The 26,725-nt window shown below is 41.6% G+C and carries 25 protein-coding genes; 11 read left to right on the top strand and 14 right to left on the bottom strand.

Features of this window, described 5'->3' with window-relative positions; all coding sequences use genetic code 11:
- Positions 1–3 precede the first annotated feature (3 nt).
- Entirely contained in the window at positions 4–1,074 is a 1,071-nt protein-coding gene (gene msrB / locus J5A60_RS04250; protein WP_212510680.1) for a peptide-methionine (R)-S-oxide reductase MsrB, read from the bottom strand.
- Between the two features lie 211 nt (positions 1,075–1,285).
- Between msrB and can the strand changes: the two genes are divergently transcribed.
- Positions 1,286–1,978, top strand: a complete 693-nt coding sequence (gene can / locus J5A60_RS04255) for a carbonate dehydratase (RefSeq protein ID WP_212510681.1) — start codon at positions 1,286–1,288, stop codon at positions 1,976–1,978.
- 92 nt (positions 1,979–2,070) lie between these two features.
- On the opposite strand, the gene dolP is transcribed toward can, so the two are convergent.
- The 4 genes from dolP to J5A60_RS04275 form a co-directional block, all read right to left on the bottom strand.
- Positions 2,071–2,658, bottom strand: a complete 588-nt coding sequence (gene dolP / locus J5A60_RS04260) for a division/outer membrane stress-associated lipid-binding lipoprotein (protein ID WP_212510682.1) — start codon at positions 2,656–2,658, stop codon at positions 2,071–2,073.
- A 65-nt stretch (positions 2,659–2,723) separates the two neighbouring features.
- Entirely contained in the window at positions 2,724–3,308 is a 585-nt protein-coding gene (locus tag J5A60_RS04265; protein ID WP_109432392.1) for an SIS domain-containing protein, read from the bottom strand.
- Between the two features lie 5 nt (positions 3,309–3,313).
- Positions 3,314–3,673 carry a YraN family protein gene (locus J5A60_RS04270; protein WP_006717984.1) on the bottom strand — a complete coding sequence of 120 codons (360 nt, stop codon included), beginning with the start codon at positions 3,671–3,673 and terminating at the stop codon, positions 3,314–3,316.
- 9 nt (positions 3,674–3,682) lie between these two features.
- Positions 3,683–5,401, bottom strand: coding sequence for a penicillin-binding protein activator (locus J5A60_RS04275; protein ID WP_212510683.1), 1,719 nt, complete (start codon positions 5,399–5,401; stop codon positions 3,683–3,685).
- A 76-nt stretch (positions 5,402–5,477) separates the two neighbouring features.
- Here J5A60_RS04275 and rsmI point away from each other — a divergent pair, with 76 nt between their 5' ends.
- Positions 5,478–6,326, top strand: a complete 849-nt coding sequence (gene rsmI, locus J5A60_RS04280) for a 16S rRNA (cytidine(1402)-2'-O)-methyltransferase (protein WP_212510684.1) — start codon at positions 5,478–5,480, stop codon at positions 6,324–6,326.
- A gap of 130 nt (positions 6,327–6,456) precedes the next feature.
- Here rsmI and glpK read toward each other — a convergent pair whose 3' ends face one another.
- Together glpK and J5A60_RS04290 are read right to left on the bottom strand one after the other, a co-directional pair.
- Positions 6,457–7,956, bottom strand: a complete 1,500-nt coding sequence (glpK, locus tag J5A60_RS04285) for a glycerol kinase GlpK (protein ID WP_212510685.1) — start codon at positions 7,954–7,956, stop codon at positions 6,457–6,459.
- 34 nt (positions 7,957–7,990) lie between these two features.
- The gene (locus J5A60_RS04290) at positions 7,991–8,785 is read right to left on the bottom strand and encodes an MIP/aquaporin family protein (RefSeq protein WP_212510686.1); all 795 of its coding nucleotides are present in this window, start codon (positions 8,783–8,785) and stop codon (positions 7,991–7,993) included.
- A gap of 319 nt (positions 8,786–9,104) precedes the next feature.
- Between J5A60_RS04290 and J5A60_RS04295 the strand changes: the two genes are divergently transcribed.
- Positions 9,105–10,694, top strand: a complete 1,590-nt coding sequence (locus tag J5A60_RS04295; RefSeq protein WP_212510687.1) for a glycerol-3-phosphate dehydrogenase/oxidase — start codon at positions 9,105–9,107, stop codon at positions 10,692–10,694.
- Between the two features lie 258 nt (positions 10,695–10,952).
- Complete coding sequence (locus tag J5A60_RS04300; protein ID WP_109127925.1) at positions 10,953–12,290, top strand: NAD(P)/FAD-dependent oxidoreductase; 1,338 nt, start codon at positions 10,953–10,955, stop codon at positions 12,288–12,290.
- A 90-nt stretch (positions 12,291–12,380) separates the two neighbouring features.
- Here J5A60_RS04300 and J5A60_RS04305 read toward each other — a convergent pair whose 3' ends face one another.
- Positions 12,381–12,971: an FMN-dependent NADH-azoreductase gene (locus J5A60_RS04305; protein ID WP_109127926.1), complete on the bottom strand. Its 591-nt coding sequence runs from the start codon at positions 12,969–12,971 to the stop codon at positions 12,381–12,383.
- A 199-nt stretch (positions 12,972–13,170) separates the two neighbouring features.
- Between J5A60_RS04305 and sohB the strand changes: the two genes are divergently transcribed.
- Complete coding sequence (gene sohB, locus J5A60_RS04310; protein ID WP_109127927.1) at positions 13,171–14,229, top strand: protease SohB; 1,059 nt, start codon at positions 13,171–13,173, stop codon at positions 14,227–14,229.
- A 58-nt stretch (positions 14,230–14,287) separates the two neighbouring features.
- Here the strand turns inward: sohB and J5A60_RS04315 are convergent, their stop codons facing one another.
- Complete coding sequence (locus J5A60_RS04315; RefSeq protein WP_212510688.1) at positions 14,288–15,163, bottom strand: fructosamine kinase family protein; 876 nt, start codon at positions 15,161–15,163, stop codon at positions 14,288–14,290.
- 239 nt (positions 15,164–15,402) lie between these two features.
- On the opposite strand from J5A60_RS04315, the gene thrS reads away from it, so the two are divergent.
- The 4 genes from thrS (at position 15,403) to rplT (ending at position 18,993) form a co-directional block, all read left to right on the top strand.
- Positions 15,403–17,334: a threonine--tRNA ligase gene (gene thrS / locus J5A60_RS04320; protein WP_212510689.1), complete on the top strand. Its 1,932-nt coding sequence runs from the start codon at positions 15,403–15,405 to the stop codon at positions 17,332–17,334.
- A 303-nt stretch (positions 17,335–17,637) separates the two neighbouring features.
- Complete coding sequence (infC, locus tag J5A60_RS04325; protein WP_081456132.1) at positions 17,638–18,180, top strand: translation initiation factor IF-3; 543 nt, start codon at positions 17,638–17,640, stop codon at positions 18,178–18,180.
- A gap of 206 nt (positions 18,181–18,386) precedes the next feature.
- Positions 18,387–18,584, top strand: a complete 198-nt coding sequence (gene rpmI / locus J5A60_RS04330) for a 50S ribosomal protein L35 (protein WP_005542274.1) — start codon at positions 18,387–18,389, stop codon at positions 18,582–18,584.
- Between the two features lie 55 nt (positions 18,585–18,639).
- Positions 18,640–18,993 carry a 50S ribosomal protein L20 gene (gene rplT, locus J5A60_RS04335; RefSeq protein WP_005596075.1) on the top strand — a complete coding sequence of 118 codons (354 nt, stop codon included), beginning with the start codon at positions 18,640–18,642 and terminating at the stop codon, positions 18,991–18,993.
- A 389-nt stretch (positions 18,994–19,382) separates the two neighbouring features.
- On the opposite strand, the gene dxs is transcribed toward rplT, so the two are convergent.
- The 4 genes from dxs to J5A60_RS04355 all read right to left on the bottom strand — a co-directional run bounded on the left by dxs (position 19,383) and on the right by J5A60_RS04355 (position 23,554).
- On the bottom strand, positions 19,383–21,239 hold the full coding sequence (dxs, locus tag J5A60_RS04340) for a 1-deoxy-D-xylulose-5-phosphate synthase (protein ID WP_212510690.1): 1,857 nt from the start codon (positions 21,237–21,239) through the stop codon (positions 19,383–19,385).
- 80 nt (positions 21,240–21,319) lie between these two features.
- A complete protein-coding gene (gene ispA, locus J5A60_RS04345; protein WP_212510691.1) occupies positions 21,320–22,210 on the bottom strand; it encodes a (2E,6E)-farnesyl diphosphate synthase in 891 nt (296 codons plus the stop codon).
- A 10-nt stretch (positions 22,211–22,220) separates the two neighbouring features.
- Entirely contained in the window at positions 22,221–22,466 is a 246-nt protein-coding gene (gene xseB, locus J5A60_RS04350; protein WP_212510692.1) for an exodeoxyribonuclease VII small subunit, read from the bottom strand.
- Positions 22,467–22,603: 137 nt separating this feature from the next.
- On the bottom strand, positions 22,604–23,554 hold the full coding sequence (locus J5A60_RS04355; protein ID WP_212510693.1) for an alpha/beta hydrolase: 951 nt from the start codon (positions 23,552–23,554) through the stop codon (positions 22,604–22,606).
- 196 nt (positions 23,555–23,750) lie between these two features.
- Between J5A60_RS04355 and accD the strand changes: the two genes are divergently transcribed.
- Positions 23,751–24,638: an acetyl-CoA carboxylase, carboxyltransferase subunit beta gene (gene accD, locus J5A60_RS04360; RefSeq protein ID WP_109432374.1), complete on the top strand. Its 888-nt coding sequence runs from the start codon at positions 23,751–23,753 to the stop codon at positions 24,636–24,638.
- A 2-nt stretch (positions 24,639–24,640) separates the two neighbouring features.
- The gene (folC, locus tag J5A60_RS04365; RefSeq protein ID WP_212510694.1) at positions 24,641–25,987 is read left to right on the top strand and encodes a bifunctional tetrahydrofolate synthase/dihydrofolate synthase; all 1,347 of its coding nucleotides are present in this window, start codon (positions 24,641–24,643) and stop codon (positions 25,985–25,987) included.
- Between the two features lie 56 nt (positions 25,988–26,043).
- Here the strand turns inward: folC and J5A60_RS04370 are convergent, their stop codons facing one another.
- On the bottom strand, positions 26,044–26,685 hold the full coding sequence (locus J5A60_RS04370; protein WP_212510695.1) for a histidine phosphatase family protein: 642 nt from the start codon (positions 26,683–26,685) through the stop codon (positions 26,044–26,046).
- Positions 26,686–26,725 lie beyond the last annotated feature (40 nt).

Below are 26,725 nucleotides of genomic sequence, written 5' to 3' on the forward strand. Positions count from 1 at the left end.
TCTTTACTCCTTCACCGCATTAATCAGGTAGCCATAGTTTTCTTTTGCCATGTCTTCCAATGGAATAAATTTGATGGAAGCGCTGTTAATGCAATAGCGCAAACCGCCTTTATCTTTCGGACCATCGTCAAACACATGACCTAAATGGGCTTTTCCGCTACGGCTGATGACTTCCGTTCTGAGCATATTAAAACTGTGATCGTCTTGATAAGTTACCACCTCTTTAGCAATCGGTTTGGTAAAACTCGGCCAACCGCAACCGGATTCAAATTTATCTTTAGAGGAGAACAACGGTTCGCCCGTGGTGACATCTACATAGATGCCCGGTTTGAAGTTATCCCAATATTCATTACTAAAAGAATGCTCGGTATTTTTGTTTTGTGTCACGCTATATTGTAACGGGGTTAATTTTGCTTTGAGCTCCGCATCGCTTGGTTTTGGGTAATCTTTCTCATCAATAATGAGGTTATTGGCTTGTTCCAAATCAATGTGGCAATAGCCGTTTGGGTTTTTCTTTAAATAATCCTGATGGTAGTCTTCCGCCAACACGTAATTGCGTAACGGTTCCACTTCAACTTGAATTTTGTTTTTGTATTTTTCTTGCAGTGCGGCAAGTTCTTTTTCAATCACAGCTTTATCCGCTGAGTCTTGATAATAAATACCGGTACGATATTGTCTGCCTCGGTCATTACCTTGTTTGTTGACACTGGTCGGATCAATGACTTGAAAATAATATTTCAGTAATTTATCTAGCGAAATTTTATTGCGATCATAGGTCACTTTTACCGTTTCTGCGTGATCCGTAATGCCGATCATTTGATAACTGGTTTTGTCACCTTTGCCATTGGCATAACCGGACACGGCATCTTCCACGCCATAAATACGTTCCATATAAGCTTCAATGCCCCAGAAACAGCCACCGGCTAAATAAATCTCGTGAAGATCTTTTGTTGCTTCAGACATATTGCTTTTCTCCATGGTTGGTTGAATGTGATTTTCTGCCATAACACTTGTCGGGATTGCTGCACAGGATAAAAGTGCGGTCAATATCAGGACTAATTTTGATTTTTTCATAAGGTCTCCTTAGTAACTTGAAAAGAGTGTAATGCCAATTCCTTTGTATTTATTAGACGAAGTTGCTAGGGCTTTCTTACACATTTTTCATGAATTTTAGGCACAATTAAATCATGAATAGAAGAAGAGGGGATAATAAAAAGAAATTTTATCGAAAAAATAATTGGGCTATACTGAGCACCTTTTGATTTTGTAGGAAAGAGGATTAGCGATGAAAAGAATAGAAACGCTGTTTGCCAACAATTATGCGTGGGCAACGAAAATGAAAGAGGAAAACTCCACTTACTTTCAAGAATTGGCCGAGCATCAACAGCCGCATTATTTATGGATTGGTTGCTCGGATAGTCGTGTACCGGCAGAGAAGTTGACGAACTTGGAGCCGGGAGAATTATTTGTTCATCGTAACGTGGCTAACCAAGTGATTCATACAGACTTTAACTGTCTCTCCGTGGTGCAATATGCCGTGGATGTGCTGAATATCGAACACATCATTATTTGTGGCCATACAAATTGTGGCGGTATTCATGCTGCAATGAATGATAAAGATTTGGGTTTAATTAATAACTGGTTGTTGCATATCCGAGATATTTGGTTCAAACATAGTCATTTGCTTGGCAATCTTTCACCGGAACGACGTGCCGATATGTTGACTAAGTTAAATGTGGCGGAGCAGGTATATAATTTGGGACGCACTTCCATTGTGAAAAATGCCTGGAAAAACGGCAAGAAATTATCTCTGCATGGTTGGGTTTATGACGTGAATGATGGTTTCTTGGTTGATCAAGGCGTAATTGCCACCAGTCGTGAAACTCTCGAAATTTCTTATCGCAATGCGATTGCTCGTTTATTGAAATTAAACGAAGAAGAAATGTTGAAAAAAGATCATGAGCGAGAGGCGGAATAATATAAAAGGGTTGAACGTAAATGTTCAACCCTTTTAGTTTGAGTCATGTTTAATTGAAAAGTGCGGTCATTTTTGACCGCACTTTTCAGGTATTAATTCAAATAATTAAAGACTTTCACTACTTTAGTCACACCGGAAACATTACGAGCAATTTCTGCCGCAGCATTGCCTTGGTCATGCGTTACGTTACCCAATAGGAAGACTTCATTGTTTTCGGTAATCACTTTCACATCACTGGTTTTCACTTTGGAATCTACGAGCATTTTGGATTTGATTTGGCTCGTAATCCAAGCATCTTTACTGATTTGAGAAAAGCTCACTTTTGGTCCGATGCGCACTTCGTTATAAACATCATTTACATTTTGTACACCTTTAGCTAATGATGTCGCGATTTCTCGTAAATTATCGTTAGGTACTTGACCGGTTAATAAGATGCGGCCGCTATAGGAGGTGATACTAATGCGTGCTTCAGATTTAATTTGTTGATCTTTATAGATGGCTGATTTTACTCTTTCTTCTAAGGTTTCATCATCAATTTGGGTGCCTACTGTTCTTGGGTCTGTTGCGACTTTGGTGGCACCGGCAACGGCTGCACCACCGATAGCTGCGGCAACACATCCTTGTAATAACATGGCGCCAGCAAAAATGAATGCCAGTTTTTTTAGTGAACTTGGTAACATAGTCATCTCCTTTTTATGTTTGATTATTGGCGTTAGTGTGACTTGAACGCTTACTTTCTGTCAAGTTACGAATGTGAGAACAGTTTGAAATCAATCAGTTCGCAAATGCTGTTAATAATGAATAAATGATTTTCCAAAATTCGACTTTCTTTTGAACTTGGTACGGAAATGTGTAAATCCTTTTCCGTTAAAATCCCTTGAATATGATCGTTACTGTTTCCCGTTAAGACAATCACATTGATCTCTTTGTTCACGGCATGTGTGATAATGTTGAGAATATTGCTCTCATTGCCTAATGGCGCAAAGACCACCAAAATATCGCCTTGCTGTGCAATGGCATTGAATTGGTGTTGATAAAGCTTTTCTAGGGTATTGTCAGAAACGAAAGTAGAACCGACCGCACTATCTAAACTTAACAGGACGGAGGGAAAGCTTGGGCGTTTTAATTCATAGCGATTGAGTAAATTTGCTACCAAGCATTGTGCATTAATGTAAGAACGGCCTTCTCCACAAGCGATAACTTTATTACCGCGTAAGAGACTGTTGATTAATAGCTGTGTGGCCTCAGCGATTTGTGGGCTAAGTAAGCTTTTTGAGTAAATATGCGTTTTGATATTTTCTTCATATAACGCATTGAGTTTATTTAACATAGTGATTAATCAAGAAAGTTGGGAATCCATTGAATGTCATGCTCGGAATGACCAAAAGCAACTAAATCGAAACGACAATCCGTATCTTCTAAGCTTTGCTTTCGTTGTGCTAACCAAAGCGTTGCCGCATCCATCCAACGTTGCTGTTTTTTCCAGTCAACACTTTCTACGGCGGAACCGAAATGATCGTTTTTACGTTGACGTACTTCTACAAACACGATTGTATCTTGATCTAGCATGACGAGATCTAATTCACCGCATTTGAAATTTTGATTGGCGGCAAGAAAAGTTAAGCCTTGAGATTCTAAAAAAAGGCGAGCTTTGTGTTCAAATCTCGCCCCTTGTTGACGTTTTAGAGAGAACATACGTTCAACTTAGTTTAATACTTGGATGCCACCATTTTGGTATTGGAACCAAGTCATGTCGCGTTCGATATTGCAGTTCGGACCTGCGCTTAATTTACCGGTTAAACCGTCAATTTGATAACCCGGTACTTGGCGTAATTCATTGAAATGATTGATAAGCAACCAAGCATCTGCGCCCATTGCGTATAAACGCATCAGAGAGTAATCGCCATTCGTATTGTTGGCAATTTTTTGATATTGGGCGGAATCCGTATCTTTAAAGAACGGAATATCGCTGAATTGTAATCCGTTCATCAATAAACGATATTCAGGGCTATTATTGGAAGAGTTGCTACGTGAGCTGGCATACAATTTGATGTTGCTACCGCTGTTATCAATAACTGTTTTTAAATCAGCCAATTCATCGCTTTTTGCTGCAACATATAATCCTTGTAGATTTTGACCTTGTAATGCAACGCCGACATCTGCAGATTGATTGTAGTATTTGATATTTGCATCTGTACCAGCCAATTGTTGCCAACGTACATTAAACGCGGTGGCGGTCCGTTGCCCAAAATCGTTTTGTGGCACGGCAACCATCGGTTCACGGATACCGTCAGCCCACATTTTATTGGCTGCTGATTCCGCTTCATCTTCTGGAGATAGACCGTAATAGCACACTTGACCGATTGCACGGGCATTTTGTGTTGCATTTAAGGTTAATACGCTTAGATCTTGAAGTGCGGATGGATTGTTGAGAAGAGTATCAACGTTTTGTTTCAATAATGGACCGATAATCGCACGGGCACCGGCTTGTTTTGCTTGAGCAATAATGTCATTCACCGGTGTTGCCACGGTGTCATAAAATTGTACTTGAACGGAGGTGTCGCCGCCTCTTGCTGCATCAAAACCGGATTTAATCGTATTGCCTAGAATTTGACCATTACCGCTTAAAGGTAAAAGTAAGGCCACTTTGGTTAAAGAAGTTTGTTGGAAGTTAAACAAACCTTGCAATTCTGTCGGGAATAAATAAGCCGCAGAGTGGTTTGAATAAGAGGTTTTCCAATTTTGTAGTGCTTGGCTTAATTGTGTCGGTTGATTGATATTGTCGTTATATGCACGGGTTAATGCCAACCAGCCGGCTAAAGCAAGGTTGCCTTCATCTTGTGTGTTATTGATGATACCTCGATTTGCGCTGCGTAATAACGCCCAAGTGCGGTCGTTATTTTCTTGTTTTCTTTGTACATCGCTAAGCACTTGATCCATTTGAATACGAGCTTTTACTGCTTCAATAATGTCTGCTTTATTTTCAGCAATACGTGCTTTTACAGCATAATAGCGACCGGTTTGAGATGGACTTAATTGCGCTAAATTTACGTTTTTTAATACGTTTGCTGCACTGGTATTATCGTTTTTTACTGCCGCAATATGTGCCTCAATAAGGGATTTATCGACAAGTTGATCCGGATTGAGATCTTTTAATTCATTTAATAAGGCTTGTGCTTGAGGGATTTTATTTTCGGTGATCAAGACACGCGCTGCCAACAATTTATAGGTTTGTTGTTCTTCCACTTTTTGTGTTTGTTCGATTTTGTTCATATAAAAATCTGAACTGGCATTCGCATCCTCTTTTAGCATGTTAGCCGTATTACCACCGAAAAAACTGGTGGTACAACCCGCTAATAACAGCGTAAAGAAAAAAGGCATTAATCCTTTTTTAAAATTAATGCGTTGTAATAGAATAGACATAATTACTCCATTTGTTGAAACAATTGGGGCGATCTTACTTATGTCACTCACTAAAAGCAAATAAAAGAAACACGAAATGAGCAATTCAAAAGGAATTTTATACATCGTCGCCACGCCGATTGGCAATTTGCAGGACATCACTCAACGGGCACTAGAAACCTTTGAAAAAGTGGATTTAATTGCCGCAGAAGATACTCGCCACAGTGGACTATTGTTAAGCCATTACGGCATTAAAAAACCGTTTTTTGCTTTGCATGATCACAATGAGCAACAAAAAGCCGGCGCATTGTTGGAGAAGTTATTACAAGGCACGAATATTGCGTTAATTTCTGATGCGGGCACGCCACTGATCAGCGATCCCGGATTTCATTTAGTGCGTCAATGCCGCCAAGCGGGAATTCAAGTTGTGCCGTTGCCGGGGGCTTGTGCAGCGATTACCGCGTTATGTGCTTCGGGGATTGCTTCTGACCGTTTTTGCTTTGAGGGGTTCTTGCCGGCAAAAAGTAAAGCACGTTTGGATAAACTAAAAAACGTGGAGAATGAAGACCGCACTTTGATTTTCTATGAATCGACCCATCGTATTTTAGACAGCCTTGCGGATATGCAAACCGTGTTTGGCGACGAACGTTATGTGGTGTTGGCGCGTGAAATTACCAAAACATGGGAGACGATTCATGGCGACAAGTTAGCCGATTTAATTGCTTGGTTGGTGCAAGATCCGAATCGCACCAAAGGGGAAATGGTGGTGATTGTTGAGGGAAAAACACAAGAAGAAAACAATGATGAAATTTCTCCGCAAGCGGTAAAAGCCCTTGAATTGATTAGTCAAGAATTACCATTGAAGAAGGCGGCGGCTATTGTAGCGGAGCTTTATGGCTATAAGAAAAATCAGTTGTATCAGTTCGGCTTGGAATTTTTAAGCTAAAAGTGCGGTTGGTTTTTTAAGTATTTTTTATCTTGAAAATCGCGAAATACTGTTTCCATTTTCTTCCATATAAAAAGGCGAGAGGAAAATCTCTCGCCCATATATAAAAGATGTAGGAAGGTTAAATTTTTTATTCCTCCTCCCACGCCAATGCACGCTGAACCGCTTTCTTCCAACCTTGATAAAGTGCGGTGCGTTTTTCCGGTGTTTCTTTCGGTTCAAATGTCCGTTCGACAATAGCTTTGCCACGCAATTCTTCCAAGTCTTTCCAGAATCCTACCGCAAGTCCGGCGAGGTAGGCGGCGCCGAGTGCAGTAACTTCACGCACTTTTGGACGCTCAACCTTCACATCAAGAATATCTGCTTGGAATTGCATTAAGAAATTATTGGCAACGGCACCACCGTCCACGCGTAAAGCCGCTAATTTTTCACCACTGTCAGATTGCATCGCATCTAATAATTCACGGGTTTGGTAGGCGATGGCTTCTAGGGTAGCGCGGACGATATGGTTACGATTGGCGCCACGGGATAAGCCGACAATCGCACCGCGTGCATATGGATCCCAATATGGTGCGCCTAAACCGGTAAAGGCTGGAACGACATACACGCCATTGGTATCTTTCACTTTAGTGGCGAAATATTCGGAATCGGCGCTGTCGTGAATTAAACGCAATTCGTCACGTAACCATTGGATTGATGCGCCACCCATAAAAATAGAACCTTCTAAGGCGTAGCAAGGTTTGCCTTTGGCATTGCACGCAATGGTGGTGAGCAATCCGTTTTTAGATTCGACCGCTCTTTCTCCGGTATTCATGAGCATGAAGCAACCGGTACCGTAAGTGTTTTTCGCCATACCGGGTTCCACACATAAATGACCGTAAAGCGCGGCTTGTTGATCACCTGCAATACCCGCTACAGGAATCCGCACACCGCCTTTACCCCCAATGTTGGTTTGTCCATACACTTCAGAGGAATTGCATACTTTCGGCAACATGGTTTTTGGAATATCCAATAACTCAAGCATTTTGTCATCCCATTGCTTGGTGTGGATATTAAACAGCATAGTACGAGATGCGTTGGTATAGTCGGTCACATGAGCTCGACCTTGGGTCAGTTTCCAAACTAACCAAGTATCAACGGTACCAAACAACAATTCGCCTTTTTCAGCACGTTCTCTGGCGCCTTCAACATGATCTAAAATCCATTTGATTTTTGTACCGGAAAAGTAAGGGTCAACGACAAGCCCGGTGGTTTTACGAATATAGCTTTCGTGTCCATCGGCTTTTAATTGGGTACAAATATCGGCAGTACGACGACATTGCCAAACAATAGCGTTATAAATCGGTTTGCCCGTTTCTTTTTCCCAGACAACCGTGGTTTCGCGCTGGTTGGTAATTCCGATAGCGGCAATTTTATCGGAGGTAATACCCGCTTTAGCAACGACTTCGTTTAATGTGGAACTTTGGCTTGCCCAGATTTCCATCGGATTATGTTCAACCCAGCCTGCTTGCGGATAAATTTGGGTAAATTCACGCTGTGCCACTTCGACGATATTGGCGTTTTTATCTAATAAAACCGCACGGGAGCTTGTAGTGCCTTGGTCGAGAGCAATAATGTATTCTTGAGTCATGAGTTTCTCCTTATATAGAAATAAAGCGGGTGAACTAGGATTCGCCGCAGTTACACGGTAAATGTTTACCGATAAAACGTTGGTATCCCCAAGCGCCAAGCAAACCACCGACAATTGGTGCAATTAAAGGGACGAGGAAATAAGGAATGGCTAAACCACCGGTGAGCGCAATGTCGCCCCAGCCGGCAAAATAGGCAAATAATTTCGGGCCAAAGTCACGTGCAGGGTTCATGGCAAAGCCGGTTAATGGACCGGTTGCACCACCGATGACGGCAATGAGTAAGCCAATCAATAGGGGAGCCATCGGGCCTTTGGGTACGCCGTTGCCATCATCGGTTAAGGCTAAGATTAAGCCCATTAAAATGGCGGTAATCACTGTTTCCACTAAAAATGCTTTGTAAAATGTGATGTGTGGATGCGGATAGGTTGAGAATACATTGGCAACACCAATGCTTTCTCCGCGAACGATATTTTGTGCGGCTTCCGTTGCGGCAAAAAGATCTTGATAAAGCAAATAAATCAACGCGGCGGCAACAAATGCACCAGCCATTTGTGCGATGATGTAAGGAATAACTTTTTTGCCGTCAAAGCAAGCAAATTTCCATAAAGCAATGGTTACTGCCGGATTTAAGTGGGCTCCCGACACGCCGGCAGTACAGTATACCGCCATAGCGACCCCGATCCCCCAAACTATAGATATTTCCCAAAGCCCGAATGCCGCACCCGCTAGTTTTGCTGCTGCGACACAACCGCAACCAAAGAAAATCAGAAGTCCTGTACCTAAAAACTCCGCAATACAAGCGCCTTTCAGTGTGTGATTTGTAGCCATAAGCTCTCCTTAATGAGAAGGAATTGATAAGAAGCATTTCGTTTTAAAACAGAATGCGGCGTCAAATTAATGAATAAATTTTCGCCAAGCAAACAAAAATAGTTTAATTTGTGAGCAGGTTCACAGAATATTTAATCGTTTAAGCAAACGTTTGCGTAAATTTTAGAATGATTGAGCATTAATCGTGATCATGATCACAAATTTAGAAATTTATATTTTCTTTTGTTTCATTTATTTTCGTTTGGTGTGATAAAATGAGCATAAACGAACATTTCGTATTAAAAATAAACAATTCGATATCAATCTTTGAGGTGAAAAAATGCAAAGAAATACGCAGCTTGAAAACGTAAAAAATACAGCACAATGGGATTTTATTGTTGTTGGTGGCGGTGCTAGTGGTTTAGGTATTGCTTTGGACTCAGCATCACGTGGCTATAAAACATTGTTATTGGAAGGCTATGACTTTGCAAAAGGTACCTCGAGCCGTAGTACTAAATTAGTACATGGTGGTGTGCGTTATTTGGCTGCAGGTGATGTTGCATTGGTAAAAGAAGCATTACGCGAACGTGGTCGTTTAGCAAAAAATGCGTCCCACTTATTCAAAAACCAAAACTTCATCATTCCTAACTACAATTTTATTGATACCGTGAAATACCGCATCGGTTTAGGTTTATATGATTATTTATCTGGCAATTTAAGCTTAGGTAAAACCATCGCCATCAGTAAAAATACAACAATGCAACGTTTACCAACCTTAAACAGCGCAGATTTGAAAAACGGCGTAGTGTATAAAGATGGTCAGTTTGATGACTCTCGTTTAGCGGTGAATATTGCACAAACTGTTGTGGAACAAGGCGGTACCGTGTTGAATTATGCGAAAGTAACCGAATTGCTCAAAGATCAACAAGGCAAAGTTAACGGCGTTAAATTTACGGATGAATTAAGTGGCGAACAATATAGCGTACAAGGTACTGCGGTGATTAATGCTACCGGTGTGTTCATGAATGATATTTTATCTATGGATCACGGTACTGATAAAAAATTCGTTGTGCCAAGCCAAGGGGTGCATTTGGTATTGGATAAATCCTTCTTGCCAAGTGATGACGCATTGATGATTCCGAAAACTTCTGACGGTCGTGTATTGTTTGCGGTGCCATGGCATGAAAGATTGGTGGTTGGTACAACCGATACGTTGGTTAAAGATCCGTCTTATGAGCCGATTGCTTTAGAACAAGAAATTCAATTTATTTTGGATACTGCCGGTCAATATTTAACGAAAAAACCAACACGCGATGACGTATTGAGTATTTTCGCCGGTCTTCGTCCGTTAGCCGCACCGGAAAAAGCCGGTCAAAGCACCAAAGAAGTGTCTCGTAGCCATAAAGTTGTGGTTAGCGACAGTGGCTTGGTGACAATCACCGGTGGTAAATGGACGACTTATCGTCAAATGTCCGAAGACACTGTGGATGAAGCATTGAACGTGCATCCGCAATTAGCGAAAAAACCATGTGTGACGACCGATTTGGCAATTCACGGTAAAATTCCTGCTGAACAAGTTGACTTGAAAAATCACTTGTATATTTACGGTGCTGACATTCCGGCAATTAAAGCATTGGAAGCTGAACATCCGGAAATGGCGGAAAAAATTCATCCGCGTCATCCGAATAGCGTTGCTGAAGTGGTTTGGGCGGTGCGTGAAGAAATGGCACAATCCGTTGAAGATGTTCTTGCTCGTCGTGTTCGTTTGTTGTTCCTTGATGCGCGTGCAGCCATTGACAGTGCAGCTAAAGTGGCAAGCGTCATGGCAAAAGAATTAGGCAAAGATGAACAATGGCAAAAAGAACAAGTAGAAACGTTCTTAAGCATTGCGAAACATTATTTGCTTGTGGATTACGCGCCACAAAACTAATTTTCGTTTTCTCCTGAAGTTAAGATAAAAGGCAACATCATGTTGCCTTTTTCTTTTTTACTATTGAATGACGGAATATCGAAAGGAAAGTGCGGTGAAAAATGACGCTATTTTTTACCGCACTTTTGTTTTCATTCGAGTAACAGAAATGAGGTATTTTCCGGCTTTTCTAAATTGCGTCTAAGAAAAATGGCAAAACCGGTGTTAAAATATTGTTAATTAATTTTTTACTTTTTATTTTTTAGTTTAGAGGTATTTATGAAAAACATCGTCATTGTCGGTGGTGGTGCCGGCGGGCTTGAACTTGCTACCCATTTAGGCAATAAACTTGGGCGTAAGAAACGTGCCAATGTCACCTTAATTGATCGCAACCAAACCCATTTATGGAAACCGTTGTTACATGAATTAGCGACCGGTGCATTAGATGATGGCGTAGAGGCATTAAGTTATCGTGCCCATGCCCACAATCATTATTTCAACTTTGAGCAAGGTTCCATGGTTGGCTTAAATCGCCAACATAAATATGTGGAACTAGCGCCGGTTTATGGCGACGATGGCGATATGATCGTGGTTTCCCGTCGCATTCCTTACGATTATTTAGTGATTGCCATTGGCAGTAAATCTAACGATTTCAACACAAAAGGTGTGGCGGAAAACTGTATCTTTTTAGATAGCTCAGCGCAGGCCATGCGTTTTCAACAAAAAATGTTAGAGCTTTTCCTGAAACTCCGTGAAAACCAAGTATTGGACGATATTGGTGAGACTGACAGTAAACAAGAATTAGTGCAAGATGGTCACATCAATATCGCGATTGTGGGCGCTGGGGCAACGGGCGTGGAGCTTTCTGCTGAGCTTTATAACGCCGCAGAGCATTTGTCTTCTTATGGTTATGGGCAAATTGATAGCAGCCGTTTAAAAGTGACCTTAATCGAAGCCGGATCCCGTATTTTACCTGCATTGCCTGAACGTATTTCCAATGATGCCACGGAAGAGCTACGCAAATTGGGTGTGAATGTAAAAACCAATACGATGATTGTTGAAGCGAATAAAAAACAGTTGGTAACAAAAGATGGACAACATATTCCGGCGGATTTAATTGTATGGTCGGCAGGCATTCGCACTTCGGGTATTACGAAACGTTTTGACGGATTGGAAATCAATCGAATAAATCAATTAGTGGTGAAGAAAACCTTGCAAACCACAAATGACGACACGATTTTTGCCATGGGCGATTGTTGTTTCTTTATGCAAGATGATGGCAAACCGGTGCCGCCAAAAGCACAAGCTGCACACCAAATGGCAAGCCGTTGTGCGAAAAATATCATTGCTTTATTTGATAACAAACCATTGAAAGATTTTAAATATAACGACAAAGGTTCATTGGTGTCTTTATCTGAATTTACCGCGTTTGGCGCGTTAGGCGGCAAGATTACCGGCGGTTCTTCCATGACCATTGAAGGTAAGATCGCACAATGGATGTATGTGTCCCTTTATCGCATGCATCAAGCGGCATTACACGGTTGCTTTAAAACCGGTTTAATTATTGTGGTAGGGCATTTGAACCGTTATTTAAGACCGTCATTAAAACTGCATTAAGAAAAATGCGGAAAAAAATGACCGCACTTTTCTTTGTATTTTGTCCACAAAAAAAGCACCTTCATGGTGCTTTTTTGTTTTTAGGTGTGATTAAAGTGTGATTGCTATTTTATCAATTTCTGCTTTGGCTTGGGCTTGTGCTTTTTCGACCGCTTCCGGACCAAATCCAATGCCTTCCATGTAAACGAATTGCACATCGGTAATACCAACAAAGCCTAAAATAGCCTTCATGTATGACGTGACTAAATCCGTTGGCTGGTTTTGATGAAAACCACCAAACGCGACTAACACCACGGCTTTTTTACCTTTTAATAAACCTTCCTGGCCTTTTTCAGAATATTGGAAAGTGACACGCGGACGTGCAATAAAATCAAAATAACTTTTTAGTTGTGTCGGAATATGGAAGTTATACATCGGCGCGTTAATAATCAACGTGTCTGCCTTTTTAATTTCCGCCACTAATTCATCAGATAACGCCAATAATGCATTTTCTTCAGCACTTGTTGGTTGGCCGCGCAATGCCGTTGCAGCCGTTGCATCAAAATGCGGTAGTGGATTTGCGGCAAGATCACGGATAACCACATTTTTGTCGGCAAGTTTACTGACGAAATAATCGGATAATTGGTTGGTTTGTGAATTGTCTGCCAGAATGCTGGATTTTAAGACGAGAACATTATTCATGTTAGCTCCTTTTTGAAATCATGAAATGAAAAGTGCGGTCATTTTAACGGGTATTTAAGAAAGATAAATAGGGCTTTTTGAAAAGCATTATTAATGCTGGGTTAATAATCCTTTATTTTTCAGCTAGCCGTGAAGGTGGCATTGAGATAAGCGATACTTTATAATCCTGGACCTTATTTATTCTTACTAAGGAACAATTATGTGGTCTGATATTTTTGTCGGTTATGGCGTGTTTATTTTAGAAGTGATCACCTTGTTATTGGTGGTTGCGGCAGTGGTTGCCATGATCATTGCCATGAAACAAAAAAAAGCGCATTTGCACGGTGAATTGGTGATTACCGATTTATCAAAAGAATTTGAGGAAAACAGTAAAATATTGAGTAACTTTCACCTCAGCGAAGAAGAATTAAAAGAGGCGGAAAAAGCTGAGAAAAAGGCAGAAAAGGCGAAAGAAAAAGCCTTAAAAGCACAACGTAAAAAAGGCGAAGATACGAAATCTGAACGTAAACCAAGCCTTTATGTATTACATTTTAAAGGGGATATTTCTGCTTCAGAAACGGCGGCATTGCGGGAAGAAATCAGCGCCATTGTTCAGGTGGCGAAACCAAATGATGAAGTGTTGCTTTGCTTGGAAAGCCCCGGTGGCGTGGTGCATGGTTATGGGTTAGCCGCATCGCAATTAATGCGTTTAAAACAGCATAACATCAAGTTGACGGTTGCCGTGGATAAAGTGGCGGCAAGCGGTGGTTATATGATGGCCTGCGTTGCCGATAAAATTGTGTCTGCGCCTTTTGCGATTATTGGGTCTATCGGGGTTGTTGCTCAGATCCCAAACATTCATCGTTTATTGAAAAAACATGATGTGGACGTGGATGTAATGACGGCAGGAGAATATAAACGTACCGTGACAATGTTGGGTGAAAATACCGAAAAAGGAAAACAAAAATTCCAACAGGAATTGGAAGAAACCCACCAGTTATTCAAACAATTTGTTTCGCAAAATCGACCGCACTTGGATGTAGAACAAGTGGCAACCGGTGAGCACTGGTTTGGTCAACAGGCATTAAATTTGAATCTCGTGGATGAGATTATGACCAGTGATGATTTATTGTTGCAAGCCATGAAAGAAAAACAGCTTATTGGTGTGAAATATGTGGTGAAAAAATCTTTGTTGCAAAAAGTGGGTAAGCAAGCAGAGGAGAGCGCCGATAATATTGCGTTACGTTGGTTAAAGAAAAACGAAAGAACGCTGATGTAAAATCACGCTATACAAATAAAAAGAAAGGGCATCGCGCCCTTTCTTTTTTATGTCGCCTTTAGCGATTTTCGTAACGTTGTAACACATCGTGTACGAGTTTATTGGCAAGAGCCACATAGTTGCCATGGAAACGGCTACTGAAGTTAAGCAGATGATAAAGCTGATAAATGATTTTCCGCTCTTGATAACCTTCATCTAATGGAAAAGTGCGGTGGTAATTTTCATAGAATTCTTGTGGGAACGGCTCGAATAATTCGGTGAAAGCCAAATCACATTCCCGATCGCCCCAATAGCATGCCGGATCATAAGTCACTGTATGGCCGTCAATGTTGGCGCAGTTTTCAATCCACAAGTTTCCATGCAATAAGGATGGCTGAGGTTGATGTTTGGCTAACAAGGTTGCGACAGCTTTGATGATTTTTTCTTTATCACCGAAATGCAGATTTTTTTCCGCACAGAGCTGTAATTGCCAACCAATGCGTTGTTCACTGAAGAATTTTGCCCAACGGGAACCCCATTCATTCGGTTGATATTGCGGCCCGAGCCAGGTATCAAAAGATAAACCGTAATTTTCTGAACCTTGATATTGGTGTAGCCGAGCCAGTTGTTCACCAAATTCCGCCATATTTTGTGGCGTATTCGGCTGCATTGCTAATCCTTCTAACAACAGAAAACTGTGATTTTGTGAACAACCGACGCCATAGACTTCCGGCACACGAACGGTATTGGTTTTTGCCAACATGATTAACTGATCCGCTTCGGCACGGAACATGGAACGGTAGGACTTTTCATTCATTTTTACAAAGACAGGTTGAATGCCGTCATCAATGATCCAAGATTCATGCATTTCGCCGGTATGAATTTTGGTTTTATTTTTGATGGAATAATACGCCCCGAATTGATCAGCTAAAACTTGAGAAATCGACTTCCACATGCTCTGTTCCTTCTTTTCAGTTAATCATGTTTCTAGTGTAAAAGATTAAGAAAAAATTACTGTGACTCAAGTCAAAATTTAGGCATTTGGTTGTCCTTCTAAAATATGCTAGAATTGCGCGCCGCACTTGGCTTGTCCGTTTGTAAGGATGATAAAAGTGCGGTGCTTTTTTAAAACGTTTTTTAATTAAATGAAACAAGCCACCTTGCGTATGGGTGACCACTGTATAAGGATGCATTATGCCAGTTATTACTTTACCTGACGGTTCACAACGTCAATTCGATAAACCTGTTACTGTCTTAGAAGTTGCGCAAAATATTGGCGCAGGTCTTGCTAAAGCGACCATTGCCGGTCGTGTCAACGGTGAACGTAAAGATGCCTGCGATCTGATTACCGAAGATAGCACATTAGAAATTATTACTGCCAAAGACGAAGATGGTTTGGAAATTATTCGTCACTCTACGGCACACTTACTCGGTCACGCGATTAAACAATTATTCCCTGATGTCAAAATGGCCATCGGTCCAACGATTGACAACGGTTTCTATTATGACGTGGATTTAGACCGCTCTTTAACCCAAGAAGATATTGATGCCCTTGAAAAACGCATGTTGGAATTGGCGAAAACGGATTACGACGTGATTAAAACGCCGGTCAGCTGGCAAGAAGCAAGAGATACGTTTGAAAAACGTGGCGAGCCGTACAAGATGGCAATCTTAGATGAGAACATCGAGCGTACTGCAACGCCTGCGCTTTATCATCACCAAGAATATATTGATATGTGTCGTGGCCCGCATGTGCCGAATATGCGTTTCTGCCATCATTTCAAATTACAAAAAATTGCCGGTGCCTACTGGCGCGGTGACAGCAAAAACAAAATGTTGCAACGTATTTACGGCACGGCGTGGGCAGATAAAAAACAACTCGATGCCTATTTGCAACGCTTGGAAGAAGCAGCAAAACGTGACCACCGTAAAATTGGTAAGGCATTGGATTTATATCACATGCAAGAAGAAGCACCGGGTATGGTGTTCTGGCACAACGATGGTTGGACGATTTTCCGTGAATTGGAAACCTTCGTACGTACCAAATTAAAACAATACGATTATCAAGAAGTGAAAGGTCCGTTCATGATGGACCGCGTATTGTGGGAAAAAACCGGCCACTGGCAAAACTACGGTGATTTGATGTTTACCACACAATCGGAAAACCGTGAATACGCCATCAAACCGATGAACTGCCCGGGACACGTTCAAATTTTTAACCAAGGGTTAAAATCTTATCGCGATTTACCAATTCGTATGGCGGAATTCGGTTCTTGCCACCGTAATGAGCCTTCCGGTTCTTTACACGGTTTAATGCGTGTACGTGGTTTTACTCAAGACGATGCACATATTTTCTGTACGGAAGATCAAATTGAAAGCGAAGTAACGAGCTGTATTCGTATGGTTTACGATATTTACAGTACCTTTGGCTTTACTAATATCTTCGTTAAACTTTCAACCCGTCCGGAAAAACGTATCGGTGCCGATGATATGTGGGATCGTGCAGAAGCAGGTCTTGCCGCTGCGTTAGCACACAATGGGCTTGAATATGAAATTCAAGAAGGCGAAGGCGCATTCTATGGTCCAAAAATTGAGTTTGCCTTACGCGACTGCTTAGATCGTGAATGGCAGTGCGGTACTATCCAATTAGACTTTGCACTACCGGGCCGTTTAAATGCGTCTTATGTGGCGGAAGATAATGATCGCCGTACACCGGTAATGATTCACCGTGCGATTTTAGGTTCTATCGAACGTTTCATCGGTATCATCACCGAAGAATACGCAGGTTTCTTCCCTGCATGGTTGGCGCCAACGCAAGCGGTTGTGATGAACATCACCGATTCTCAATCTGAGTATGTACAAAAGGTGGCAAAACAGTTATCTGATGCAGGTTTACGCGTGAAAACCGATTTGCGTAACGAAAAAGTCGGTTTCAAAATCCGCGAACACACCTTACGTCGTGTGCCTTATATGTTGGTTTGTGGTGATAAAGAAATCGAAACCGGCAAAGTGGCGGTACGTACCCGTAAAGGTCAAGATCTCGGCACATTCACTGTGGAAGAATTCTTAGACATTCTGAAAAAACAAGTCAGAAATCGCGACTTGAAATTGTTGGGTGAAGAGTAGTTTTCTTGCCTAAAAACATAAAAGTGCGGTCAAAAACGACCGCACTTTTTATTTGTTAAACAGTGAATGTTTCTAGTTAATATGAACCTAAAATGTAGCAGGTTTATTTTTAATGAAATTAATCCTGTGTACATACAAATAAAAGGCGGAATTACTGTGTTTTCCGCTATTGCGTAACGTGGTGAAATTCTGTAAAATGCACCCCGTTTTTGCTCATTCTTAGAGCATTAAAAATGAATTTAACTTCTGTTTTTGTATAGTAAAACAGCAGTTTTGAGGCTTAATTAATAGAGGAATATCATTATTAAAACCGTAAAAAAAGCACCTGCAGTAAATCGCCCTAATCGCATTAATGACGAAATTAGAGTAAAAGAAGTCCGCTTGATTGATCAGGACGGCGAGCAAGTTGGGGTTGTTGCGATTCAACAAGCGTTAGAAATGGCGGAAGCCGCAGCTTTAGATCTTGTAGAAATCAGTCCAAATGCGGAACCACCTGTGTGTCGCATTATGAACTACGGTAAATTCCTCTACGAAAAGAGCAAAACAGCGAAAGAACAGAAGAAAAAACAAAAAGTGGTGCAAGTGAAGGAAATTAAATTCCGTCCTGGCACAGATGAAGGTGACTACCAAGTTAAATTACGTAGCCTAATCCGCTTTTTGGAGGATGGCGATAAAGCTAAAATTACCGTACGTTTCCGCGGTCGAGAGATGGCTCACCAAGACATCGGTTTTGATGTATTGGAGCGTGTGAAAAATGATTTAGCCGATATTTCTGTGGTTGAATCTGCGCCGGGGAAATTAGAAGGTCGTCAAGCAGTTATGGTGTTGGCACCTAAGAAAAAATAATTTTTTGTTCAGATTTCATCTGGATAACGGAATTTTCACTTCGGTGAAGATACAACGGTACATTGGGCACACTACGCAGCCTAATGACGTTTGAAAAGGGCAATTTGATTGCCTTGGTTGGAAATAATCAGTGCCTACAAGTAATCGCCTTAAAACGATTCGCCTGGTTATGTTGTTTAAACTTAAAAATGCGGAGTTATTTAACAATGCCTAAAATTAAAACAGTACGCGGTGCTGCTAAGCGTTTCAAAAAAACTGCTTCTGGTGGTTTCAAGCGTAAACAATCTCACTTACGTCATATTTTGACTAAGAAAACAACAAAACGTAAACGTCACCTACGCCATAAATCTATGGTTGCTAAGTCCGACTTAGTATTAGTAGTAGCGTGCTTGCCATACGCATAAGCACAAACGTACGTCAGTTCATTTTAGTTAAAAATATTACATAGGAGATTAAATAATGGCTCGTGTAAAACGTGGTGTTATTGCAAGAGCACGCCATAAGAAAGTTCTTAAGGCTGCTAAAGGTTATTATGGTGCACGTTCACGCGTGTATCGCGTTGCTTTCCAAGCGGTGATCAAAGCTGGTCAATACGCATATCGTGACCGTCGTCAACGTAAACGTCAATTCCGTCAATTATGGATTGCACGTATCAACGCAGCGGCTCGTCAAAATGGTTTATCTTACAGCAAATTTATCAACGGCTTGAAAAAAGCGTCTGTTGAAATTGACCGTAAGATCCTTGCCGATATCGCAGTATTCGACAAAGTAGCATTTGCTGCATTAGTTGAAAAAGCAAAATCTGCACTTTAATTCGTTAAAGTTTAGGTAAAAAATTAGGACGCTTTAGGGCGTCCTTTTTTATGCGTATTTTTTAGATTTTATTGTTTTCGGCGTAATAGAAATAGAATCAGATTTTAATTCACTCTTTTAACACTCACCTAAAACAGATCGCACTTTTTCCTTTTCTCTAAAAAGAAAAAACCGCTATCCAATTTCTGGATAGCGGGGAGGTCTTAAATATAAGAAAACGTTAAAAGACAACTGCATTTGCAGTGCACTAGCAATCTTTAAGACTAAGTATCTTTAAAATAGTTCAAATAAAAAAGAAAAATTTATTTTATTTTTTAGAAAATGAGATGAGCCTAAAAAAAGAAAAACGACAGATGCTGAATCACCTGTCGTTTTTTATGGCGGTAGGATTATTTCTCAGCAAGAAAATCCACAATTTGTTGTTCAATCCCAGCAGCGTCTAATTTTAAATCGGTGAGCGTTTCTGCTTGCGATCCTTGCGGGATAAAGAAATCCGGTAAACCTAATTGCAATAATTTCACCTGGTGTTGTTGCTGATTCAATACTTCCGCCACCGCACTTCCGGCGCCACCTTGAATCGCATTTTCCTCTAAGGTCACAATAAGTTCATGGCTGTTGGCAATCTCGTTAATACGAGTTGCATCTAACGGTTTTACAAAACGCATATCAATGACGGTTGCATCCAGTTTTTCTGCGGCAATCAAGGCGTTTGGTAAGAGGGTTCCGAAATTCAAAATAGCAATTTTTTTACCTTCACGAATACGCTTTGATTTACCCAATTCCAATGGTTGTAAAGGTTCTAAGGTAACACCTACGGCATTTCCGCGTGGATAACGCACGGCAGCAGGCTTACCGTAATGGTAGCCGGTATAAAGCATTTGGCGGCATTCATTTTCATTGCTTGGCGTCATGATGATAAGGTTTGGAATACAGCGCATAAAACTGATATCAAATGCACCTTGGTGAGTTTGTCCATCGGCGCCGACAATGCCTGCACGGTCAATGGCGAAGAGAACGGGCAGATCTTGAATGGCGACATCATGAATGAGCTGGTCATAAGCGCGTTGCAAGAAAGTTGAATAAATAGCAACCACAGGCTTGTATCCACCAATTGCCAAACCGGCTGCAAATGTCACTGCGTGTTGTTCAGCAATCGCCACATCAAAATACTGTTGTGGGAAACGTTGAGAAAATTCCACCATGCCGGAACCTTCGCGCATTGCCGGGGTGATCCCGATAAGTTTTGGATCTCGTTCTGCCATTTCACATAACCAATCGCCGAAAATTTTGGAATAGGTTGGGGTGGCATTGGATTTCGGTAACTGGCCGCTTAAATGGTCGAATTTTGGCACGCCATGGAAACCGATAGGATCTTTTTCTGCCGGTGTATAGCCTTTGCCTTTCTTGGTTTTTATGTGGAGTAATTGAGGACCTTTTAGATCGCGCATATTGCTCAATGTCGCGATTAATTCATCAATATTGTGTCCGTCGATGGGGCCAATATAGTTGAATCCCAATTCTTCAAATAAGGTACTTTCCGGTGAGAACATCACGCCTTTCATGTGTTCTTCGGTTTTTTTCATAAAGTTTTTTACCGTTGGTACTTTATCGAGAATTTTTTTGCTACCGTCGCGCACGGTAGAGTAGAACGAACCGGAGAAAATTCGGGCAAGATGGTTGTTTAACGCGCCGACATTTTCCGAAATAGACATTTCGTTATCATTTAAAATCACCAACATATTGGTGTGCAACGCGCCGGCGTGATTTAATGCCTCAAATGCCATGCCGGCAGTAATGGCGCCGTCACCAATAACACAAACCGTTTGTCTTCCGGCATTTTCCCGTTCGGCGGCAATGGCAATACCTAACCCTGCGCTGATCGAGGTGGAAGAGTGTCCTACGCTTAACACGTCAAATTCGCTTTCACCACGCCAAGGGAAGGGATGTAACCCGCCTTTTTGTCGAATGGTTGACATTTGGTCACGACGACCGGTTAAGATTTTATGAGGATAGGCTTGATGGCCCACATCCCAAATTAACTGATCGAAAGGTGTTTTAAAGACATAATGCAGTGCAACGGTAAGTTCCACCGTGCCTAAACCGGACGCTAAATGTCCGCTACTTTGACTCACCGATTCCAACAGGTATTCGCGCAGTTCTTGACACACTTGAGGGAGTTGTTCTTTGTTTAACAAGCGTAAATCTTCAGGCGAATTAATCAATGATAAAAGGGGGTAGTTTTGCATAAGGAGTAATCAATCCAACGTTAAAATTTATCTATCACTACGTTAAAAACAGGTCTAATTTCCACCGCACTTTGGGCAGATTAGCTTTTTCGTTTAATGATAAATTCCGCCAACGCATAAAGTGCGGTGGTATCAAAAGGTAAATCTTTGAGTTCGGCTAATGCCATTTCGTAAAGTTCTTGTGCTTTTTGTTTGGCACCTTCCAGCCCCAATAATTTCGGATACGTGCTTTTATCTGCCGTCAAATCGGAGCCGACCGTTTTGCCGATGGTTTCGCTGTCGCCTTCAATGTCTAAAATATCGTCTTGCACTTGGAAAGCCAAACCAATATCTGTAGCGTAGCGTTCCAGTTGTTGAGCTAAAGCCTTGTCAGCAAAATGAGGAGAGCAAATAAAGCCCATCGTGAGCGCTGCCGTGAGCAAGGCACCGGTTTTATTTAGATGGATGTGTTCCAATTCTTGCAGAGTAATTATTTTTTGTTCTGACATTAAATCCAAACTTTGTCCCAAACACATGCCTTTAACTCCGGATGCGGCACTTAAGGTTTTAATGAGTGCCAGTTTTTGTTCCGCCGATAGCGTTGGAATATCCGTTAAAATCTCAAAGGCAAAGGCTTGTAATGCATCACCAGCTAAAATCGCGGTGGCTTCGTCAAACGCAATGTGACAGGTTTTATGACCGCGACGCAATTCATCGTCGTCCATGGCCGGCAGATCATCGTGAATCAATGAATAAGCATGAATGGCTTCAATGGCGGCAGCAGCGTAATCGAGCTGTGCATCGTTGGCACCAAGCATTCTGCCAGTGGCGTAAACTAAAAAGGGGCGAATACGTTTTCCACCCAACAACAAGCCATATTTCATGGCGTCAGCTAAAGGCGCCGGCGCACTATCAAGATGAGCAAATTGTTCTGTTAAAAAGTGATTAATTCGCTGCTGAACTTGCTGTAAATCTTCTGAGAACTGATACATTGCCGCCCCGTTATTCTTCCGCTTGATAATCGCTGAGTTTGGCACTTTCGTTTTTTTGTAACAAAATTTGGATGTGCTGTTCCGCTTGCTGTAAGCGTTCTTGACCTAACTGAGCCAGTTTGATGCCTTGTTCAAAATCTTTTAATGCCTCTTCAAGAGAAAGGTCGTTATTTTCCAAACGGGAGACGATTTCTTCCAGTCGTTTTAAGGTATTTTCAAAATCCGGTTCGTTTTTTTCAGCCGCTTTGCGCGCCATGGTCTTATCCTTTTTTGCAGCAAAATAGAATTGCCGTATTGTACTTGATTTTTATCGCTATTGTTAGGGCGAATTTAGGGTATTTCCGGTGAATAATCTCTTCTAAAAAACAACTAAAAAAGACACCGCACTTTGGGTTAATGTGCACAATCTTGTTGTGCTTTACAGCGAGAATAAAGCCACTTCAACCCCTCTAATAAAGCCGGCATGACACTGGTCATATGGGTTTCTTCATCATAAATTTTACTCACAACGGATAGCTTGTCATTAGGCAGCGCATTCAGTTTTTCCGCTAAATTTTTTACTTGCGTCACCATGGCGCGCTGATCTAACTGCTTTTGTCGTTCGGGATCTTGTTTCATATAAGGCGCCAATTTTTGTTCATATTCCCCAACGGTAAAACGCACGCCAATTTTCTCTTTTATGTTTTGCAGATGTTCGGAAAATGTAGGTAAATCTTGTAAAATCCGTTGCTGATTCCACCATACTGAAGGGCTGGCGATAAGATAGTTGCGGAAGCCATTCGGGTGATTAAACAAACTATATAAACTAAATAGACCACCATAAGAATGCCCGAAAATGTTTTGTTGAGCCGTGTTAATTGAAAAACGGCGGTGCAAATCCGGCGCGAGTTCTTCCTGAATAAAGCGATAAAAATTTTCTGCACCTCCAAATTTTTTATTGGTTTTATCGCCGGTATTGTCGTAACGTTCTGACGGCGGCGTATAATCTTGCGCGCGTTCTGCCGCATTAAGAAGTTGAGTATTCGGGTAGCCGATGCCGACTATTAAAAATGGTACGGCATTGGTTTCTTGTGATCGCGCCATCATGTTTTGCGCCATGCTGGCAGCCGCTGGGAAAAGGGCATCGCCGTCTAACACGTAGAGAACGGAATAGCCGATATGCTTTACTTCTCCAACAGGCATCACCTGAATGCGATAATCTTTTTTCGTAAATTGGCTGTGAAGCATATATTCCTGTGCATTAGGGAGAATAGCCGGTTTTAAATTGCCCATTGAAGTTGCTTGATGCCCCTCGGCAAGATTAAAGAATACGCCACAAGAAAGTGCCAATAATAACGGTTTCATACATGTTCCTATGTGAGTTTTTGCGCTAGCGTAGCAAAGTGCGGTCAGTTTTTCTAACGTTTTTATCAGATAAAAATACCCGAAAAAATGACCGCACTTGATGACTAATCAGATCAGTATAAATTGCTATAAAATTTTTCAAAATTATGGTCTAATAGCGCGTAATTTTTTGTTAATCAAGAGAAAAAGGTTAAATATGAGCTGGATTGATAGAATTTTTAGTAAAAATACCTCGTCTTCTTCCCGCAAAGCCAATGTGCCTGAAGGCGTGTGGACAAAATGTACCTCATGCGATCAGGTGCTATATCGTGAAGAATTAAAACGTCATTTGGAAGTTTGTCCAAAATGCGGACACCATATGCGTATTGATGCGCGCGAGCGTTTATTGGGCTTATTGGATCAAGACAGCGTACAAGAATTAGCGGCAGAGTTAGAACCGAAAGATATCTTGAAATTCAAAGACTTGAAGAAATATAAAGATCGTATTACCGCGGCTCAGAAAGATACCGGCGAAAAAGATGCGTTAATTGCATTCTACGGTACGTTATACAATATGCCGATTGTGGCGGCAGCCTCTAACTTTAGCTTCATGGGCGGCTCCATGGGATCTGTGGTGGGGGCGAAATTTGTCAAAGCCGCAGAAAAAGCCATTGAAGAAAATTGCCCGTTTGTCTGTTTCTCTGCCAGTGGTGGTGCACGTATGCAGGAAGCCTTGTTCTCCCTGATGCAAATGGCAAAAACCAGTGCCGTGTTGGCTAAGATGCGTGAAAAAGGCGTACCATTCATTTCCGTATTAACGGATCCAACCTTAGGTGGCGTTTCTGCAAGTTTCGCGATGTTAGGCGATATCAACATTGCTGAACCAAAAGCCTTAATCGGGTTTGCCGGTCCGCGTGTTATTGAACAAACCGTGCGTGAAAAATTGCCGGAAGGTTTCCAACGCAGTGAATTTTTATTGGAAAAAGGCGCAATCGACATGATCGTAAAACGTGCTGATATGCGTAATACCTTGGCGAGTTTGGTCAGTAAACTGATGAATAAGCCATCTCCTTTTGTGGAAAGCGAATTAATCACAGAAGAATAAATATGAATACGATTTTAAAAGCCACTTCGCCACTCGACGAGTGGCTTTCTTATTTGGAAAACAGTCATTTTAAAGCGATTGATTTAGGGCTGGAACGTATTAAATCTGTCGCTCAAGAATTGGGTTTGCTTACGCCGGCACCTTTCGTGATTACCGTGGGCGGTACAAATGGCAAAGGTACCACTTGTCGTTTGTTAGAAACCATTTTATTAAATGCGGGCTATCGTGTCGGCGTGTATTCTTCTCCCCATTTGTTACGTTATAACGAACGTGTTCGTATTCAGAACCAAGAGTTGGATGATTCAGAGCATACAGCATCTTTTGTCTATATCGAGCAAAACAAAACGCAATCATTAACGTATTTTGAATTCAGCACCTTGTCGGCATTGCATCTGTTTAAACAAGCAAAATTGGATGTGGTGATTTTAGAAGTGGGGCTGGGTGGTCGCTTGGATGCCACGAATATCGTGGACAATGATATGGCGGTTATTACCAGTATTGACATTGATCATACAGATTTCCTCGGTTCTACACGCGAACAAATCGGGTTTGAAAAAGCAGGTATTTTCCGTGCCAATAAACCGGTGATTATCGGCGAACCTAACATTCCGCAAACCATGTTGGCGCATGCCGAAACATTAGGTTGCCAATTATTTTGTCGTCATCTTGATTGGCATTTTAGTCAACAAGAACAAGGCTGGACATGGCAAACCACGCGTGAAGACGAAAAAGTGCGGTGGAATTTGCTCGCGGATTTACCGCTTTGCCAAATTCCGTTAGCCAATGCCGCAACTGCATTGGCGGCGGTGCAAAAATTGCCGTTTGAGATTTCTCTTGAAACTATGAAAAAATCCTTGCTTGAGGTGGAACTCACCGGGCGTTTTCAAACGATGAAACCGGAAAGCTTAACGCATTTCGCGCAAATGGTTCAGCGTGAAGTGGAAGCGCTACCGCGTATGATTATTGATGTAGGGCATAATCCGCACGCAGCACGTTATTTAGCGGAAAAACTGACCGCACTTAAAGCTCAATCGCAAGGAAAACTGATTGCCGTTTGCGGTATTTTAAAAGATAAAGATGCGGCAGGCGTGTTGACGCCGTTACTTCCACTGGTTGACGAATGGCGTTGTGTCACATTAGGCGGTTATCGCGGTCAACAGGGTAAAGAATTGTTTGTGACGTTGCAACAGATTGCAACTCAACACCATTTGAATGCACAAGGCAGTTATGCCGACTCCGTCGCAGAAGGGGTAAAAAGTGCGGTGGAAATTGCCAATGAAAATGATACCGTGCTGATATTTGGCTCTTTTCATACTGTGGGCGAGTTTCTGACATTAATCCAAGCCTAAAGACGTTAGCTTCACCAAAAAACAAAAGCGCCGAGGAACAACCCTTGGCGCTTTTTTTAACTTAAATGTCCCGCTTCATTTATGGTTTCAATAATAAATTTTCCGTCCGTCGCATAGCTTTGTTTATAGTGCACGATGTTAATCGCACAATTTAACAGAGATTGGCTTTTGCCTTCATGACGATGTTCTTGCCAGCTTATTCCGGCAAGTAAAGCAAGCAATAAACGCAATGTATGTCCGTGTGAAACAATCAAAATATTGCCTTGTTCATGTACTTGAATAATGTCCTGAAGCGCTTTCATTGCTCGTTTGGCAAGTTGTTCAAAGGTTTCTCCGCCATTGCTTTGCGCTTTATAATTTGCGGCATCTTTGAGCATTTGATTGAATTCTTCTAAAGAACGCAATTCTTCCACCGGTAAACCTTCCCAAGACCCGAAATATTGCTCGTTTAACCCTTTATGTTGAAACAGCGGCACATCGCGCTCGCCTAAAATATATTGCGCTGTGTCGATGGTACGTTGTAAACAGCTGGAATAGGCAGCAACAAAAGGAATGCGTTGTAATGCCTCACCGGTTTGTTTTGCCCCTTTAACACCTTGTTCGGTTAAGTCGGAGTTGCCGAATCCTTGTAATAATCCTTGCTCGTTCCAAAGAGTACGTCCGTGGCGGACTAAGTAGAACGTGAGATGTTTATTCATGAATTATCCTGTTAAATCTTGTTGAGATAAAAACGCAGAA

It is taken from the genome of Aggregatibacter sp. oral taxon 513 (assembly GCF_018128305.1).
Taxonomy (GTDB): Bacteria; Pseudomonadota; Gammaproteobacteria; order Enterobacterales; family Pasteurellaceae; genus Aggregatibacter; species Aggregatibacter segnis_A.